We start from the raw sequence: 16,196 nt of genomic DNA on the forward strand, positions 1-16,196 counted from the left end.
GGCTAAATCTCGGGAACAACCAGTGAGGCAATCGAGAACATCCGAGTGAGGCAACGGCATTGTTCTTTGGGAACACTCGTGGGCGAGGCAATACGGGTGTTAGCTGATTGTCGCGGACGACCGCTGTGGCCTCGGCCAGACGCACCGCTTCCTCAGCCGTCAGTCCCTTTTCCTCGATCCGCGCGACTGCTTTCTTGGCCAGCACCAGTTTTCGCCATTCCTCGGCAGGGACCTTGTGGCCGGTGGATTTTTCCATGAGTTCGGCGACCTGAGCAAGCAGGCTCTGGTTCTCCTGCCTGAGTTGCAAGACTTCTGCCTCGCTCCGGGATGCCTTCTGCAGGGCAATTTGCAATTCCGCCTGCTTTTTGGTGACGATGGCGCCGGCGACCAGGAGAAGACAGAAGACCAGCAGGAGCATCGTTTCGGCCATGGTGAGGCCCAGGATCAGGCCCCGCGCGTGGCCCTTTCGCTCGTAACTGACCGAGGCACCATCTGGCTCGTTCAGCGCCACCATCTCGGCCTCGGCTGGGTTTTCTCTCCGCTCGGCTGCGGGGGCTGCGGCACGTGCTTCTCGGCGTCAGTGCCGTTGGCCGTGGCTGCAAGACCTGGTGGGTCAACCTCCCCATCCTCCTCGTGAAGAGGGATGAAAATCGATGGCTGGATCGTGGGTTCTGTGGCTGGTGGTGGGGCTGCAGCAGGGGTTTGGTCTCGGGCGGGCACACGATCGCGCTCAAGAAAGCGAGACAACAGGTTTGTCGTGCTGGCATTCTGTTCGGCCTGCTTCTCAAGTTTTTCCAGGAGGACTTTCTGAAGCGCCGCTATTCTTAGCACGGTATCCGAGAGCTTGTCGGTCCGCTCGCCTTGTTCCTTGGAAAGCGCCTCGGCACGTTCGGTGAACCTTCCAACAGAAGCGGCAAGCACCTTCAAGACCATGACGACATCGGTCTTGAGGACCTCATCTGGGATAACCACTTTGCCGAGCTTCTCCGCCACGATGTCGGCCTGGACCTCGAACTTCGAGACCGTGGCGGCCATCGAACCATTCGCTCTATCCAGGGTCGCAGCAACCGTTTCGACCTTTTCGGCAACGCCTGAAAACCGGCTTTCGATACGGCCGAATGTCTCATCGAGCGTTTTGGCGATCTTTTCCGAAGTGTCCTGGACGGGCTTTATCGCCTTGGCGGCCATCCCCTCGAAGGCCTGTCGGACTTGATCGCCGTTCTTTTCCGCCTGTCGGGCTATTTCGGTGAAGCCTTCTTCCAGCATCTGGTTGCAGACCCTGCGGAAGTCGGCGAACTCACGGGCTACACTTTCCATCTCCGTGCGCACCCGGCGTGTCATGTCCGCGAGCTCATGACGGGTTGCCCGCTCCACGTCAGCCGGGTCGCGGCGGACCTGATTGTAGAAGATGCGAAGTGCGATGCCGGTAATCGTCGACGTCACCGCGATGCCGAAATTCCTGACGATTTCGTCGGTCGATGCATCTGTGCCGAATTGGTAAAGCGAGGCTCCCAAACTGGAGAGCGTGAACAGGAAGCCCATGTAGTACAGATTGTCGCCTGTCTGCTCATCATGAAGACGCAACTTCCCGACGTACCAGGAAAATGCGAAATAGCCGATCATGAGACCTATCGGCACTGTCGACGAGATCAGGGGGCCTAGGCCGGCTGACTTGGTGACGGCAATGAAGACGCAGCCGCAGACCGTCAGCCCGATATAGAAAGCCTGGGGAAAAAACCACGTATCGATTAAGGGACGTCCGCGGGCGGCCATGGCTTACATCCCCTCAAGCTTTGTAAAGTCGCTGAGATTGCCCCCGTTATCCGAAAACCACTGTGTCCAGAAATTGGCATGACCGACGGATGAGAACTTCCTCTCCGGCCGGTTGAAATAAAGAATGGTCACGTCGGCGCCGAGAAGATCGGTCCTGAAACGGGAATTCGCGGGGCTTTTCTTGAAGACGTTGTAGTCGGCGCCGGATTTGTATTGGGAATAGGCGGGGGTGTTCTCCATCATGTCGGAAACCAGGATCAGCCGTTTTGGAACGCTGTCGAACGTGCCGTTGTCGAACAGGCTGAGTTTCAGTTTCTGAATGCCAGCCATGATTGGCGACTGATCGGCTTGACTGTCCGATGGCAACTGCTCCGTCAGGTCCTTGAGCGGCTTGTCGAAGGCTTGTTCCCAGATCTTTTGGTGCTTTCCCGGATTGCTGGTCCAGACGTCCACTGTTGACCCGTCTCCCGGATTGCAGCGGGCGAACAGCTCGTTGAGACTGCCAGGCACTGATGTCAGGGTTCCGACCCAGAGATAACCGCCCTGCTTGATCGAACCGGCAATCTGCCTGAACTTGTTGGCAAGATCTTCCATGGTGGCTTGCGGGACGGGATCGGAGGCGTCGAAGAGAACGGCAGTGACGCTGTTTGGTCCGCCCTTTACGGGGCAGCCCGTCCCTGCGTCTGTTTCGACAACGTCCCGGGCCTTGACGTTGAGCCAGATATAGCCGGAAAGCATTGCCAGGGACGCCAGTCCAAGCAGGATCGCTCCTGCAACCGCGCCAGCACCCTTTCCGCGCGAGCTCCCCGCCCTGCGACGGCTCCTAGGCCTGGCCATCGAGCGTCTCCGGATACAGCTTGTCGAGGTCGCGATACTTCTCGATGCCGGCCTCGCACTCCTTGCCGACCTGTCGCATCTGCTCGTTTAGCGCCTGCTGGGCCGCCGCGATCGATGAGGCAAAATCGCTATCCTTGATCTCACCATCGTTTTGGATGACGGGCTTGGTCTTTTGGAGTTTGAAAGGCTGGGAGAAGTGTTTTGGGGCGGCGGTCTTTCGCGCGCGGATGTTTGCTTCGCGGTATTTTGAAAGGAGCTGGTTGCCGCTCCGCTCCAACTGCTCCTGGTGTTCATTGAACAGGGCCAGGAGCCGCGCACGGCTGGACAGGATTGCCGCGTGTTCCCGCCTGCGGCTGCCAAGCCCTTTCAAGATGTCCTCGACCTTGGCGTTGTGGTCATCGCGCAATTCGATGAGGCGGTCTATGAGATCGGCCTTGGTGTCAGTGTAATCCAGTCGCCGCTCCCGACGCCTCTTTTCCACGCCGGCATAGCCTGGGTATGGATCGAGAACAAACCAGCCGTCGATGAAGGCGATGATCGAAAAGAGCAGACCCACCAGGAAGAGCATCCACGATCTCACCTCCTCAAGCCCAAGCGGATTATGGAGCATTCTCTGGACGGCAACGTTGCCCGCGCCGTCGGCGAGCGTTCCGCTGACTTCGCGATAGTGCGCGAGCAGCAGGTTTATCCCCAGTGCAATACAGACATAGAGCAGGATTGAAGCAGCTCCGACGAGTTTCACTGCCACCGACCGGTGAGTGACCAGGCGCACGCAGAAAATGGCAAAAATCAAAGCCGACACAATGTTGACGAAGGAGAACGCGAAGGCTTCCGTGGCTCCGCCTAAAAAGCCCTGGTCGTTGCCTTTCGCCAGAAAGGACCCGTTGAGGTACGTCTCGACCAGGAAGAGGAAGACAAGCAGCGCAATCCTGAAAAGATGGGCCGTTCCGTGCTGCAATCTGGCAACACGTTCCAAGCGGTGGTTCTTGCGGAAGGTGGCGAGTTCTCTTGTGGCCTCGTGAAGGTCGGTTCGCCTGGCGTGAAGTGTATCCAGGCCGATCGCTATTTCTCCCTTGAAGCTGGACAGGCTCGAAGTATGCGCTTGCTGAAGGAGGCCAAACTGCTCCTCAAGGCCCAAATTCGCGACACGACCGGAGTGGAGGTGGAGCGTATCCTCGAGGATCTGGTGGGCCGTCTTCTTCTCGTCGTGTACCCTTTCGACGATAGAATGTTCGACCTCATCGATGGCTTTCGACGAGGACGGTGGCTGGTCTTGTTCGCCACGTGCTGTTCCCTGATCGACGAGGTTCAAGTCTCGGGCAATCTTGTCGACGTCGAGGCTTGGGAAAATGTCTGCTCCCACCCTATAGTCGTGGTTCGCTTCCATGATCCTGTTGCGCAGTTTCTCGAGCGCTTCAAATCTCGCGGCCAACGTCGTAAACCTCTATGATCAATCTTCCGGAACGCGCCACTGCGGCATGCTGCGCGTTTCAGCGCGCGGCAGTCCTGCTATCGGCGTCTGTCATATCCGGCTGCCCAACCTGGCAGAAAGCCATTCCCTTTGTGCTCGATAGTACATCGGCGGGCTGCATGCAAACTCAAAGGAGTGACCCCACCTGGCCCATCTATTCTGAGTCATGGGTTCGACTGGCTACAGTATTTTTCGGATTCTCGTACTTGGGCGAGGGCACCGCTACTGGTCGACCCGCTGTGGCTCTTGCTGCGCAGTATTGACGGGAGCGAGCCGCCCTCGCTCAGCAGAACTTTCTTGTCCATAGCAATTGCCAAACCTAGACCTGCACGAAATTTGCGGGCATTCTCCCAGCGGGAGAAGGGCTTGGACAAATCTCGGCACAACGGTCGCTCAGACCAGCGGCGGAAGCGCAATGGCGCGGGGCGACCACGCGTTCGGCGTTGGAGAAGCATCCCGTTGCGGCTGGCCCTCCTGACAGTGGTTGCCGCTGCCGCCTTGGCCACGCAATCGGCAATGCGACACAGCGATCGAATTCCAGATATTGGAGTTTCGAACTGGCTTGGCGCGAAACAAGAGCCAATCAACGGCGTTGCATCCGTCGTCGATGGCGATACGATCGAGATTCATGGCCAGCGGATCCGCTTCAATGGCATCGATGCCCCAGAGAGCAATCAGTCGTGCGGTGACGCCAAGGGCTTCGACTATCCGTGCGGGCGCCGCTCGGCCGAGGCTCTGGAGACCTTCCTGCTGGCCTCGAGTCCGGTCAAATGCACGTTCGTGACTTGGGATCGATATCGTCGCTTTGTCGGGGATTGCCAGCGCGCCGATGGTATCAACGTCGCCGCGTGGATGGTCGAGCATGGCCAGGCTTTGGATTGGCCGCGCTACAGCCGCGGTGCATATTCAGCACAGCAGGCGAAGGCGGCGACTGCGAAGATTGGCATCTGGGTAGGAGCCTTCCAGGCGCCTTGGGAGTGGCGCGCACAACATAGCGAAAGCACTCCTTCGTCGAAGCCCTTGGGAATCATCAAGCGCCCACTGGTCGCACAAAGTGGCTATTCATGCGAACCACGACGGTACTGCTCCCAAATCGGGTCGTGCGATGAGGCACGCTGGTATCTCGAGAACTGTTCATGGGGCGGCAAACTCGACCGCGACAAAGACGGGATTCCTTGCGAAGGGCTCTGCTAGCAATACCGGTCTGTGGAAGCCATCCTGGGCGGGATCTCAGAATGGGCGGATTGTAAATTCCGCGGCAGGCCTGGGAAGCTTTTTTCAAAGCCAACATCAAGTTTTCGAGGAACACCATCAACTGATACAGGCTACATCATCATCGCTTTAGACGCGCTGTAGGTAATCGCTATCAGATCTTTGTCAGCCACGCTGTGGTTGCAGCTTGGTCCGACTTGGTACCACAGCATTCCGCTCTGCGGACGACGCGGTCTGACAGGGAACCGGCACTTCGAGCACTCGCTATGAACGAGAGATACAGGCCGCGCATCACCGACTTTTCTCCCTCGTCGACAGCCTTTGGTCGGACATTGATGCGGCGTTGCGAGGACCTATGGATCGACCACATCGGCCGTTTCCAGGTAGCGGCAGAAGCCGTTGGCGAGCTGCATCTGGCGCGGCGTTCGGCATTCCGGCTCGAACACATCCGGATTGGCCACGAGAATGCACAGCGCCTTGGCGCGGGAGGTGGCCACGTTGAGGCGGTTCGCGCTGTAGAGGAACTCCATCCCACGCGGGGCGTCGCCATGACTGGAGGTCGTGATGGAATAGATCACGATGGGCGCCTCCTGTCCCTGGAACTTGTCAACCGTCCCCACCCTCGCGCCGGGGAGGCGCGCCTGGATTTCAAGGACCTGCGCGTTGTAGGGCGCGATAACCAGGATGTCTTCCAGGGTGAGCGACGCCTCGTTGCCCTCGCGGTCGCGCCAACCTGCACCTGAGGCAAGGATCCCCAGCACAATATTGCGGATACGGTCGGCCTCCTCCGGGCTGGAATTCTGGTTGCCGCTGTGCTGCACCGCGACATAGCGCAGGCCGCTCCCGCCAAGCGGGCCGTCCATCAGGATGGACTGGTTCTCGAGACCGGGACGGGGAAGGAGTCTGCTTTCGTAGAACAGCTCGGATGTGAAACGGCAGATGTCGGGGTGGAGGCGCCAGGTCTGATCGAGGAACAGACCTTGATCCTCGGCGATGGTCTGCCGTCCGCCGAGAAGGTGGTCGAGGGCCGAGACCTCCGTGCCCTCGGGATGCGAGCCCTGCATCGGCTGCTCGAGCTGCTGCGGATCGCCAAGCAGGACAAGGCTGGCTGCGGCCGGCGATATGGCAAGCACGTTGGCGAGCGACATCTGCGCGGCCTCATCCACGAACAGCACGTCGACGAGACCGGTCGCATCGGGCCGCGCCCAGAGGAATCCCGTGCCGCCGAGGACGTGGTGGCCGCTGGCGAAGGCGCCGAGGGCTTCGGGGTTCTTCGTCGTGAAAGTGAGGTGCGGGACATTGTCTTCTGCGTCCGAGACCTTGTGCTGGCACTGCAGGTCGAAGTCTTCCTTCTCCGCTTCTTCGACAGCCTTTGCGAGCAGGTTTCGAATGACCTTGTGGCTGTTGGCGGTTACCCCGACGCGCAGACCGGCCCTGACCAGCGCCAGGATTGCGTGGGCGCCGGTATGGGTTTTTCCCGTCCCCGGCGGTCCCTGGATGGCGAGCACGCCCTGCAAGGCCGGGACGAGGCGACAGGCCGCATCGACCGCGCTTTCGCACGGCTGGCGCAGCGTCGAGCCGCCGGCACCGGGCGGAAGCTGCAGCAACAGATCGCGCGCCGCCTTATAACCGCCAGGACCGGCAATGCCATGATCGGCGACGTACTCACCGATCTGCACCAGGGACTCGGCCAGAACACTCGTATCGATGTAGGTATGGGCAAAGACAGCTTCTGGGTGAAAACCGGCGGTGTCGCCCCGCTTCTTGATGTCGATGAACCGATGTTCCAGCTCGACGGCCTCGACCTTGCCGAACCGCTCGCCGCCGACGCTGCGCAAATCCTCCCCGCCGCGAAACTCAGCGTCCTGCGGGGGAAATCGATAGCGGTGGATAGGGGCCTTGGCGGTTCCGCCCACGGTATCCACGAACTCGAGGCCGGCAATGCCTGCCCGCTCGTCCTCCAGCTCGTCCGCGGACAGTGCCGCCAGCCGGAAATATTCCCACCAGATCGCCTTCTCTTCCCGGCGATGCCAGTCGAGCACGTTCGTCAGCACGTAGAGCGCCTGCTGCTCGGCGCTGCGTTCCGCGGAGTCCATCGGAATGCCATCGGTCAACTTGGCCACTATTGCATCGATCCGCGCCTGCCAGGCACTAATATCCGCCGGAGCTTTCTCTCCAGGCGGAGCTGGCCGCGGAATCTCCACGCCTGAGGCGACCGCGTCAGTCCGCAGGCGCTCGAGCCAGTCCCGAAGCCGCTCCGTCGAGACACAGTCATCTTGGTTGTAGCCCGTAACGACGGCCCGATCTTCCGCATTGATGCCGCCTGCATCCCCGAGCTCCAGGCGGGCCTGGACCTTGCTCAAGGCATAGTTGGCATCGGGCAGCGACACCGCGCGTACGAATTCGTAGAGCGGCTCCAGCTTCTTGATGGAATAGCTCTCGACGCTGGCGCGGATGGCGTGGCGGACCACCGCGTAGAGATCGACCAGGACCTGCCCGCGCAGCAGCGTGTCGATCTCTTCCTCGCGCGTCGCGTAGCGCCCCATCAGGCGTTTGAGCGCGCCCACCTCATAGGCCGCGTAGTGATAAATGTGCATGCCGGGATGGTGCGTTCGCCGCTCGATCACGAAATCGACGAAGCGTTCAAAGGCGGACTTTTCATCGGACGGCGTGAGGCACCAGTCGGCGACGTAAGTGAGGGCGCCCTCCGTGTCCTTGAAGGCGTAGCCGAAAAGATATTCGAGGCCGCCATCGCCCACGAAGGGGTCGCCTTCAAGATCGAAGAAGATATCAGCGTCGTCCGGCTCCGGCAGGCGGCACAGACCAAAGCCCGGCTCTATCGGCAGCGCTTCATGAAGCAATTGCCCGGCCGCGCGCCCCGCGACCTGGATCCGGGCCTGCTCCCGAATCCGATTGTAGGACGAAGCGGCGCCGCGCTCCGGCTTCCACGGCAGCGGCAGGGGGAGCTCGGCCAGCGCGGTCATGGTGGCGACGTCGTGGCCGGCGAGCTCACCGCGTTGAACGGCCGTGATCCCGGCCACGAGGGAGAGGTGATCGTCGTGGTGGCGCCGGTCGTCGCATTGGCCGCGCCAGCGGCAGATATCGCAATGAGCGACCGGCTCCGGATAGGTGCCGCCGTTTCCGTTCAAGGACGCGGCGAAACGTTCCCGGACATTGCGGTAATAGGCGGCATAGTCGCTGACCCGAAAGACCTCCGGCTCGAAGCCGGTGAGGGGCGCGACAACGTAGGCATATTCTGGCATGAGGCCCTGCATCTGTCCGACGAGGTCGCAATAGAGGCAGAGCTGCAGCACCGTCCCACCCTTGGTTTCGCGAGCGAGCTTGGTGTCGATGACTTCATAGGACCAGGCGCCGAGATCACTTGGCATCTCGACGCGCCGGAGGATGTCGGCCCGGCCCGTGAAGGGTAGTGCCTGTAGCGCCGCCTGCACGATGATCTGCGCGCCGGCGCGCATCGCCGCGATCGTGGCGGCCACTGAGCTGTCATCAATGCCCTTGCCCTCGATGACTGTGACCATAAAGCCGGACGCACGCTGGTGATCGACATAGGCCGCCTCGTGCGCGGCCCCGCGCTGCTGCAGGATCTCGAGCAGCGGGTCCCAGATCTTCGGCTTCTCAAGCGCGCCATCCGCCACCTGAAGGTCAAGCGCCGTCAGGTGGCCGCAGTTCAAGTGGCCTACCAGGTCGGAGGCGCTCAACTGTAATTCGGACCCGATTCTCAGCATAAGCAAAGTATACGCAGATTGGCGACAGCTCGGCAATTCAACAGATATCGCCACCTACATTGCCCGGATTTGCGGTATTGTTTGCCGTCGTTCGCCGCACCGGGCCGTTGAACAACTTCGGACGCCACTCTCCTCGATCTTTCCACGCCAGGGCCTCGCGGAAGTCTTTTCCGGCCGTTGTTTCCCGTTGCGATTAGCGAACAGCACGGAATCGGTCCAGCCGATGGCACAGGTCGGCGGATTCTTGCGCTGCATCTTCCCCGTCTCGGTGAGCCAGGAGCTCGACATCGGTTGCGACCATGACAATTGCCTCGAGAAATGTATGCATATGATGTGGTGTGCGGTGAACTTGCCCTGTTCAGCCGCAAGCCAAAGGCCGCACCATCGGCGCGGGCCAAGCGTGCCGTGAAATTCTTCTATCGGGCCGCGATCGAACATCGATATGTTCGTGGGCGGAGACTGCTCGATGGCATTTCGATTCGTACACACGGCCGATATTCATCTCGACTCGCCACTGCGTTCGCTGGCGATGCGAAACCCCAACCTTGCCGAACTTGTCGGAGACGCCAGCCGGCAGGCATTCGTGTCGATCGTGGATCTCTGCCTTGCGGAACGTGTTGATGCCCTGGTCATTGCCGGCGATCTCTACGATGGCGACCAGACATCGATGAAAACGGCGAGGTTCCTGGCATCGCAAATGACACGCCTGCATCAGGCCGGCATCCGGGTTTTCAAGATCCGCGGCAATCATGACGCCCTGTCGCGGATATCGAAACAGCTCGTGTTCCCTGACACGGTCACGATCTTCGGTGGCCGTCCCCAGTCAGTGCTGCAGACAGCCGGCGGGCTCGACGTCATGTTCCATGGCTTGAGCTTTGCGAGCCCTAAGGCGCCGGACAGTCTGCTTCCCAAGTATTCAGCCCCGCGTGAGGGCGCGGTCAATGTCGGCATCATGCATACGAGCCTGGCCGGATCGCCCGGCCACGACGTCTACGCTCCCTGCAGCGTCGTTGATCTGCACAGCCATGGCTTCGACTACTGGGCGCTAGGGCACATCCATGTCCGCCAAGTCCACCCTGGAGCGAGCACGGTGGTGATGCCGGGAATCCCGCAGGGCAGGGACATCAACGAGGCCGGCGAGAAATCCGTCACCCTGGTCACGATACGCGACGACCGCACCATCGAGATCGAGGAAAGGCTAACCAGTATCGCGCAATTCGAGCGGTTGAGCGTCGACGTGACCGAAACGGTGGAATGGTCCGAAGTCGTCGGGCGAGTCCGCTCCGCGCTTGAAGATGCGCGCGCCTCTGTCAGATCCCGTCATGTTGTGGTCCGTCTCGGCCTGAGCGGGGCCTCACCTTTATCCTGGGCGCTGATCCGTGACCGCGACGTGCTGCTCGCAGAAGCCGAGCAGGTCGCGGAACACACGGGGGACACCTGGGTGGAGAAGCTCGAGCTTAACGTCTCTCCATCCGCAGGCGAAACATCCGAGGGCGTCGCTGATCCGATTTTCGAACTCGCTCAATCCATGCGCGCCGATGCCGGCTCGGAAGCCTTCCGTGCCGAGGCGAGGGCGTTGGTCCAGAAGATGATCGCGGACCTTCCGCCTGACGGGCGCGATTTCGCCGGTAAGGACGAGGCTGAGCTGGAATTGTTCCTCGACAGGGTGCTTGCCAACGGCGCCGACCTGGTCACCGCCCGCCTCAAGGCCGGTGGACTCCAATGAGGCTCCGGCGATTTGATCTCATCCGTTATGGCAAGTTCACCGACAGGATGATCGACTTCGGACCAAAACCGAAATCCGGTCCCGACCTGCATATCGTCTTCGGCCTGAACGAAGCCGGCAAGTCGACCGCGCTTTCCGGGTATCTCGACCTGCTGTTCGGCATCGAGGAACGCAGCCGCTACAATTTCCTGCACGAGTACAGCGCGATGCGCATCGGCGGTGTGCTCGAACTTGGCGGCGCGGAGCACTCGTTCACACGCACGAAACAGCGCACCAACTCATTGCTGAACGAGACTGGCCAACCGGTGAGCGAAATGGCGATATCAGCGCATCTTGCCGGGCTGTCTCGCGACGCATACGAGACCATGTTCTCGTTGGACGACGAAACGCTGGAAGCAGGTGGAAAATCAATCCTGGAATCGCGCGGCGACCTGGGCAAGCTGCTGTTCACGGCCAGCGCCGGCCTCGGGCACGCAAGCGATACATTGAGCGTGCTCGAGGCCGAAGCGGACAGGCTCTATCGCAAACAGGCACACGGAACCGAACTTGCGCTGCTCAAGAAGCGGCTTGCGGAACTGAAGTCCGGGAAGGAGGCGATCGACACTTTGGCGTCGACGTTCGAGACCCTCGAGACAGAGCGCCTGGATGCGACAGAAAAATACAACCGCAGCATCGCCGAACGGTCGGTGCTGTCGACTCGGCTCGACACCATCGCGAAGTATCTTCGTGCGATCCCGATCCTTGCCGACATCCGACGTAAGGAAGCCCAACTAGCCGAGTTGCCTGAGATCGCTTCTCCTTCACGGACCTGGACGGGCAGCGTCGCCGACATGATAGAGACCGACGCCAGTCTAAGAACGCGGCTATCCGCGAGTGTGGATGAGATCGAGCGGGTGACGACGAAAATCGCCTCGGTCGACGTCGACGCGGAGATCCTCGTGATCTCCGAACGGGTTCGCGGCCTGGCAGACCGCAAGGTGCGCCACGTATCGGCCGGCCTGGACCTGCCAAGTCGCAGGACGGAGTTGCAAATCCTCGACAATGCCGTGGCGACCTACCTTGCCGCCTTGGAGCGATCCTCGGAGCCAGACCCTGCCAAACTGCTTTTGCCTGCTGCAACCATTGGCGCTGTCCGCACCATGGTCGAGCAGCGATCCGGGATCGTTACAAGCGTGCGCGTTGCGCGCGAGGAGGCCGTGGCAGCTGCTGATGCGCTTCAGGAGGCACGCGAGCGGGTCGGCGAAGAACGAGCCGTCCCCGAGCCTGCCAGGGCGAGGCTGGTTTCGGCTTTATCGACGGCAAGGGCCAGCGGGTACATGAGGGAGACCAAGGCGGCATGCGAGGCCGCAGATGCAGGTGCAATTCGATGTGAGGCTGCGATCGCGCACTTGCATCCCTGGTCGGGAGATGCTCGCGCGTTGTCCAGGGTCGCCGTTCCGAATGCTGGACAGCTTGGCGCATGGAAGGCGCTTGCAGCAGAGCTCGGGAAGACTAGGGGCGTTCTTTCCGAACGCCTTGCCGAGCACCAGGGCAATCACGACTTGCTTTCGGCGCGCCTGGATGCGCTTCGAATTTCGATCGATGTCACCGACGATGATGCCGCGCATGCCATTCGGCGCGACCGGGACAACGCTTGGGCAAGGCATCGCGATGACCTCACTGGGGAAACGGCGGATGATTTCGCGGCGGCACTAGCCCGAGACGACAGCGTCGGAGCAGGTCGTTTGGCCAATGCCCGGGAACTGGTCGAGATTCGCAGCACGAACCGCAACCTCGCTGAAACTGCGGCCACCATCGCGCATGCGCGCGACCAACTTGCACGCAACGGCTCAGATCGGGAGGCTGTGCTCTTGGAAATTCGCGCAGCGGCAAGAGACCTGCTCGGACCATCCCAGGAAACATCTCCCGAACAGCTGATCGAGCTGATCGAGGATCGCATTGATGCCCGGGTCGATGCGCTCGCGGCCTGGGAGGAGATCGAGCTTTCCCGCAAGAAGGCCAAGCGGGCGGCTGATGAGGAAGGCCGAATGCGCCTGGAGCTGAGCGGCGCGCTGGCGAGCGTCGGCGTCGGTTCGGATCCTGGTGACAGCCTGGAGACGGTCATGGCCGTGGCAGAGCTGTTTCTTGACAGGCAATTCAAGGTGGACGCTGAGCGTACAGAGGCGCTCAAGACCGTTGGCACAAGGCAAGACGATCTGACCACCAGGCGCCGAGCCATCGAAGTCGCAGAGCAGCGTGAGGATGAATGGCTAGTCGGCGTTGCCGAAGCGCTCAAGGGGACCTGGCTCGAGAGCGGCATCTCGGCGCCCGGCGTCGGCGGCGTCCTCGATCAATTGGCTGAACTGTCCAAATGTCTTCAAGACCGCGGCGCCATGCAACTCCGTATCGAGAAGATGGAGGCCGACAGGAACAATTTCCTGGTCGAGGTTACTGTCGTTGCAGCCGAAGCGGGCGAGGCGGCCGACGACGAACCTGAACAGCTGGCGATTCGGCTTGCCGAGCGCCTGGAGCGCGCCGAGCGCACGCGCGAGGCCAAGGCAAGCCTCGTCAATGACCTTCAGCGCCGGGAGGATGGCCGTGATATCCTCGATGCCGAGATTTCGGCACATGCGCGCCGCAAGAGCGAGGTTCTGAGCGTCTTTGGCGTGGCCACGCTGGCGGACGTCGTGCAACGCGACGAACTCCTGCGCAACAGGGATCGCCTGCGCACAGCCGTCGCCGAACTTGAGGAGCAGGTGTCGTCCGAACTCGCGGTGGAAGGGTTCGAGCAGGCGCGTTCGATATTGGATGCTGTCGATCTCGACAGTCTCGCGATCGAGAAGGCTGAGGCCGAGCAACGGCTTCGCGCTTCTGACGAGGCGATACAGCACCAGCTCATTCGGCAGACGCGCGCGACCGACAAGCTGGACGCCATTGGCGGCGACAGCGCTGTTGCTCGCATAGATGCCGAACGGCGCACCGTTCTTCTGGAAATCGAGGAAAAGGCCGTCCGCTATATCGAGCTGAAATTGGGAATAATGTCCGCTGGAAATGCTCTGCATCTCTACCGCGAGCGTCACCGCTCCGGGATGATGGAGCGCGCATCAGACGCATTCGCCCTCATGACGCGCGGCCAGTACTCTGGCCTGACAACGCAACCTGTGAAGGGTGGGGAAGTGCTCATCGCGTTGCAGCGCGATGGGCAATCCAAGGTCGCCGACGCGCTGTCAAAAGGCGCCCGGTTTCAACTCTACCTGGCGCTCAGGCTCGCCGGGTACTACGAATTTGCGCAGTTTCGGCCCTCCGTGCCCTTCATGGCAGACGACATCATGGAAACCTTCGACCATGTCCGGTCCGAGGAGGTCTTCAGGTTGTTTGGCGAAATGGCTTCAGCCGGTCAGGTGATCTATCTTACGCATCACCAGCACCTATGTGAGATCGCCAAGGCTGTTGTGCCGAGCGTAGCGATTCACGAACTTGGATGACGGGTGATTGTGTCGTAACCGCTCTACGTCCATGAGGGCGTTTTGCGCCACCAATCATTTGATGACGACGTCGAGCTCGGCAGCTACTTGGATTGTTAGCAGCAAGTTAGCCAGAGCCATGCTGGTCCGAAATATGTGGACATTTTTCGGACACTCGACGTTGGCATTTGTCCGAAATAGGTATACATATTTCGGACATGAGAGAGACTCGGTCGGACCTGAAGGCTCTAATCCAAGATCGCATGGCGGCGAGTCCACCACGCACGGTCTGGACGCCCGCGGATTTTCTTGACCTCGGCAATCGCGATGCGGTGGACAAGGTGCTGCAGCGGATGGTCAAGGCCGCTGAGTTGCGGCGGATTGATCGCGGACTGTACGATCGACCGACATTCAACACCCTGACCCAGCAGAAAAGCCCACCAGACCCCCGGGGCGTCATTGACGCCGTGGCACGGCGCGATCAGATCCGGGTCCTCGTCGACGGCATGACCGCAGCAAATGACCTCGGCCTGACTGACGCGGTGCCGGCCCGCATCGTCGTTCATGCCGATGCGCGGTTGCGGCCGATTCGCCTAGGCAACCTCGACATCACCTTCCGGCCCACGTCGGCCAGCAAACTCTATTGGGCGGGGCGCCCGGCAATGCGCGTCGTCCAGGCGCTGCATTGGATGCGCGATATGCTGGGCCAGGATGACGGGAACCAGAAACTGTTGCGGCGTCTGCGCCGACTGCTGAACGATCCCGACCAAGGTGAGCGCCTCCGCGCCGACCTGGCCGAAGGCCTGCCAACCCTTCCCGCCTGGATGCAGGTTCTGTTGAAGCCTTTGCTGAAGGACGCGGCCGAGATATCCCAAGGCCAGATCCCGCCGAGCGGGACTACGCCTCTGAGAATGCCGAGCCAATGAATTCTGCTTATGACCAAGTCCTGAGCGCCGACGCCGCGACAAGGGCGGGCCTATTTACGACAACAGCTCAGCGTCTTAGCTCCACGCCGCAGAATATCGAAAAGGACTTCTGGGTCTGCTGGGCCTTGGACGCGCTGTTCAACGGCATGCCCAACGACAGTCCACGGCTGCTATTCAAAGGCGGCACCTCCCTTTCCAAGGGGTTCGGCCTGATCAGCCGGTTTTCGGAAGACATCGATGTCACTGTGTTCCGCGATGATCTGGGGGAGGGGACGTCGATCGCCGAACTTCAGAACCTCAGTCGAACCAAGCGCGAGGCGAAGCTGGATGCCATCAAGGACGCCTGTACGGCCTATATCCAAGGACCGATGGCGGAGGCCCTGACTGTATTGGTAGCCGCAACCGCAGAGCGCACGGGACTGCCGCAAAAAGACTTTCAGGTACGAACTGACGACGATGACAGGCAGACCCTTCTGCTTTGGTATCCGACCGCGACGCCTGTTGAGGCGTATGTCCGTCCGGCGGTAAAGATTGAGTCAGGCGCGAAGTCAGCGCTCGATCCGAACACGCCGCAGATCATCCGACCCTATGTCGATGAGGACGCGCCAGGTCTCGATCTAAGTGTGGCAGACGTCACTACGGTCGATCCGGAGCGGACCTTTTGGGACAAGGTCGTGATCCTTCACGGCTTGCGGCGCTGGTTTGAGCGTCGCGGTGAACTGCGTGGTGGCGGACAACGGATCTCGCGCCACTGCTACGACATCCATCAGCTCATGGAGTCCGAAATCGGCCGCCGGGCGATCGCGAACAAGGATATTGGCGCCGACTGCGTGGCTCATGCTCGTATGTTTTTCAATCGGAAGGACTACGACCTTGCGACTGCGCAGCCGCCGACGTTCGCTCTGCTGCCACATGACGGAATGATTGACGCTTTGCGGCGAGACTATGTTGCCATGAGCGCCATGATCGTAAGCGCCTCGCCGATCACCTATGGGTTTGGGCTTGATGTTTTCCGGAATCGCCAGGGCATGAGTTCCTCGATCTGGCTCTGTGGATGGCCGT

General features: G+C 60.9%; 9 protein-coding genes and 1 pseudogene. 5 read left to right on the forward strand and 5 right to left on the reverse strand.

Going from position 1 to position 16,196, the window contains the following annotated elements; translation table 11 throughout:
- The 4 genes and pseudogenes from NKJ08_RS35390 to NKJ08_RS35405 all read right to left on the reverse strand — a co-directional run.
- Positions 1 to 514 (reverse strand): annotated as a pseudogene (locus tag NKJ08_RS35390) (hypothetical protein); the annotation flags it as partial.
- The gene (locus NKJ08_RS35395) at positions 502 to 1,623 is read right to left on the reverse strand and encodes a hypothetical protein (RefSeq protein WP_352785820.1); all 1,122 of its coding nucleotides are present in this window, start codon (positions 1,621 to 1,623) and stop codon (positions 502 to 504) included. The pseudogene NKJ08_RS35390 and the gene NKJ08_RS35395, both read right to left, overlap by 13 nt.
- Positions 1,624 to 1,776: 153 nt before the next feature.
- The gene (locus NKJ08_RS35400; protein WP_352785823.1) at positions 1,777 to 2,610 is read right to left on the reverse strand and encodes a hypothetical protein; all 834 of its coding nucleotides are present in this window, start codon (positions 2,608 to 2,610) and stop codon (positions 1,777 to 1,779) included.
- The gene (locus NKJ08_RS35405) at positions 2,597 to 4,042 is read right to left on the reverse strand and encodes a hypothetical protein (protein ID WP_352785826.1); all 1,446 of its coding nucleotides are present in this window, start codon (positions 4,040 to 4,042) and stop codon (positions 2,597 to 2,599) included. The genes NKJ08_RS35400 and NKJ08_RS35405 overlap by 14 nt, the downstream gene beginning before the upstream one ends.
- Positions 4,043 to 4,540: 498 nt before the next feature.
- Between NKJ08_RS35405 and NKJ08_RS35410 the strand changes: the two genes are divergently transcribed.
- Positions 4,541 to 5,275: a thermonuclease family protein gene (locus NKJ08_RS35410; protein ID WP_352785829.1), complete on the forward strand. Its 735-nt coding sequence runs from the start codon at positions 4,541 to 4,543 to the stop codon at positions 5,273 to 5,275.
- Positions 5,276 to 5,646: 371 nt separating this feature from the next.
- Here the strand turns inward: NKJ08_RS35410 and NKJ08_RS35415 are convergent, their stop codons facing one another.
- Entirely contained in the window at positions 5,647 to 9,012 is a 3,366-nt protein-coding gene (locus NKJ08_RS35415) for a TM0106 family RecB-like putative nuclease (RefSeq protein ID WP_352785832.1), read from the reverse strand.
- 493 nt (positions 9,013 to 9,505) lie between these two features.
- Between NKJ08_RS35415 and NKJ08_RS35420 the strand changes: the two genes are divergently transcribed.
- The 4 genes from NKJ08_RS35420 to NKJ08_RS35435 all read left to right on the forward strand — a co-directional run.
- Complete coding sequence (locus NKJ08_RS35420) at positions 9,506 to 10,765, forward strand: metallophosphoesterase family protein (RefSeq protein ID WP_352785835.1); 1,260 nt, start codon at positions 9,506 to 9,508, stop codon at positions 10,763 to 10,765.
- Positions 10,762 to 14,229, forward strand: coding sequence for an AAA family ATPase (locus NKJ08_RS35425; protein WP_352785838.1), 3,468 nt, complete (start codon positions 10,762 to 10,764; stop codon positions 14,227 to 14,229). The genes NKJ08_RS35420 and NKJ08_RS35425 overlap by 4 nt, the downstream gene beginning before the upstream one ends.
- A 242-nt stretch (positions 14,230 to 14,471) precedes the next feature.
- A complete protein-coding gene (locus NKJ08_RS35430; protein WP_352785841.1) occupies positions 14,472 to 15,134 on the forward strand; it encodes a DUF6088 family protein in 663 nt (220 codons plus the stop codon).
- On the forward strand, positions 15,131 to 16,196 hold a 1,066-nt coding region (locus NKJ08_RS35435; RefSeq protein ID WP_352785845.1), incomplete at its 3' end, for a nucleotidyl transferase AbiEii/AbiGii toxin family protein. The genes NKJ08_RS35430 and NKJ08_RS35435, both read left to right, overlap by 4 nt.

The sequence above is a fragment of the Mesorhizobium sp. M0244 genome (genome assembly GCF_040321795.1).
Classification (GTDB): Bacteria; Pseudomonadota; Alphaproteobacteria; order Rhizobiales; family Rhizobiaceae; genus Mesorhizobium.